Origin of the sequence: Saccharothrix deserti (genome assembly GCF_009769385.1) — a bacterium.
GTDB lineage: Bacteria > Actinomycetota > Actinomycetes > Mycobacteriales > Pseudonocardiaceae > Actinosynnema > Actinosynnema deserti.
The window spans coordinates 1-2470 of the sequence record NZ_VKAB01000128.1 but is presented as its reverse complement, the minus strand read 5'-3'; the positions used below and the strand labels follow the sequence as shown (position 1 = coordinate 2470).

Sequence of the window (2470 nt, the reverse complement as noted above, 5' to 3'; positions counted from 1 at the left end):
CTGGGTCCGTAGAGGTTGTGGATGGTGGTGAGGGTGGGGTGGTGGTGGAGTCGGGTGACGAGGGTGGGGGGTAGTGGTTCTCCGGCGAGGTTGAGGGTGTGGGTGTGGGGTGGGATGGAGTTGGTGGTGAGGAGTTCCTGGGCGACGGAGGGGACGGTGTTGACCAGGGTGATGTGGCGGTATTGGTCGGGGTGGTGGATGAGGTCGGTCGCGTTGTTGGGGGTGAGGGTGATCGTGTTTCCGGTGATGAGTGGCGTGAAGATTTCGTAGATGGACAGGTCGAAGCAGACCGAGGTGGAGGCGAGGGTGTGGGCGAGGGTCTCGTCGGTGAAGGTGCGGGCGGCCCAGGTGAGCATGGCGGTGGTCTGCCGGTGTTCGATCATGACGCCTTTGGGGCGACCGGTCGATCCGGACGTGTAGATGGTGTAGGCGAGGTTGTCGGGGCTCGCCGTGTTCTCGGGTCGGGATACGGGACCGCTTAGTGTGTCCGGGATGACGACGACACGGTTTTCACCCGTGATTGTCTGCAAATCGGGTGTGGTGATGAGAATTGGTGTGTCGGAGTCGTCGAGAATGTGGTTGATCCGTTCGGTCGGATAGGCGGGATCGATCGGGACGTAACTGCCACCGGCTTTGAGCACGCCGAGAATGGCGATCAGCAGGTTGCTGGTGCGGGGCAGGCAGATGCCGACGCGCGTTTCGGGACCGACGCCGAGGCCACGCAGGTGGTGGGCGATACGGTTGGCGCGTTGGTCCAGTTCGGTGTAGGTGAACCTGCCGTCTGACGCGATCAACGCCAACGCGTCCGGGGTCCGGTCGACCTGCTCTTCCACCATCTCGTGCACGCAGAGGTCCGGGACGGTGATTGGGGCGCCCGTCGACAGTTCCGCGAGCCGGACACGCTCCTCGTCGGTGCGGATGTCGAGCTCTTCCAAGACCTCGTTCGGGTTGGTGGCCATGGCTTCCACGACCACCGCGACGCGCTCGGCGATCAGCTTCGCGGTCGGCTCCTCGAACAGGTCCGTGTTGTACGTGAGGTACCCGCCGATCCGCTCCGCGCGCTGTTCCAAGTGCAGCGACAGGTCGAACTGCGTGCCCGACGGCGGCAGGTCCAGCCGCTCGAACCCCAGGCCGGGGATGTCCAACTCCTGCGGCGGCTCCGCGTCGAGTGCCAGCATGACTTGGAAAAGCGGCGCGCGGGACTGGTCTCGCTCCGGGCGCAGCCGCTGCACGAGGCGTTCGAACGGCACGTCGTGGCGGTGCGCTTCACCGAGCGTGCCGTGGGTGTCCGCCAGCGCCTGCTCCAGGGTCTTCCGCGCCTCGACCGCGAGCCGCAGCGGGAGGCTGTTCGCCAGGAAGCCGACGACGCCCAAGGTGTCGGGGTGCGACCGGCGGGATGTCGGGATGCCGATCGTGATGTCGTCCTGTCCGCTGAGCTTGCCCAGCATCACGGCCAGCGCCGTGGCGACCACGGCGAACGGTGTGGTGCCCGTGGACCGGGCGAGGCGTTCGACGAGGTCGACCGGCAACGAGACCGGGATCGCCGCGCCGCGGTGGCTCTGGTGCACCGGTCGCGGCTTGTCGGTGGGGAGGTCCAGCGTGGCGGCCCTCGCCAGCTTCTCCTCCCAGTAGACCAAGTCCTCCTCGGCGCTGGGGATCTCGCGCTGCCACACAGCGACGTCGCCGTACTGGACCGCCGCCACCGGCAACGGCGCGGTGCCTGCGGTCAGGGCTGTGTAGCACTCCGCGATCTCGCGCAGCAGCACGTTCACCGACCAGCCGTCGGCGATGGCGTGGTGCAGCGACAGCAGCAGCACGTGTTCCCGCTCAGCGGACCGCACCACCTGGGCGCGGAACAGCGGTCCGCGGTCGAGATCGGTGGTGCTGGTTGCCCACTCGGCGACCACGGCGTCCACTGTGGCGTCGTCGCGCGGCGGCTCGCACTCCCAGGTCGGGTGCACCACCTGGACCAGTTCCCCGTTCACGAGGCGCAGGGTCGTGCGCAGCGCGTCGTGGCGCTCGGCCACCGCGCGCAACGCGCCTCGCAGCGCCTCCACGTCCACCGCGCCGCTGATCCGGGCGGCACCGGTGATGTGGTAGGCGAGGTTCGCCTGCGGGTCGAGGCCGCACAGGAACCACAGCCGCTGCTGGCCGGTCGACGCCGGCACGGTCACCGTTCCGTCCGCGTGCTCCACTCGCGGCGCCCGCGGGATCGGGGTGATGTCGCCTGATTCGGGCAGGTGTTGGGCGAGGTCGGCGAGGGTCGGGTGGTCGAAGACCAGGCGGAGGGGGATGTGGGTGTGGAGTTCGGTGCCGAGTCGGTGGGTGAGTCGGGTGGCGAGGAGTGAGTGTCCGCCGAGGGTGAAGAAGTTGTCGTGTGCGCCGATGTCGTTGTGCTCCAGCAGGTCTTGCCAAATTTGTGCGATGAGTTTTTCGTTTGGTGTGGTGGGTGGTCGGTTGTGTGTGGGGT

1 protein-coding gene is annotated in these 2470 nt (G+C 67.7%); it reads right to left on the bottom strand.

Annotated features, from left to right (window positions below; translation table 11 throughout):
• On the bottom strand, positions 1–2470 hold a 2470-nt coding region (locus tag FM051_RS49770), incomplete at both ends, for a condensation domain-containing protein (RefSeq protein WP_158854938.1).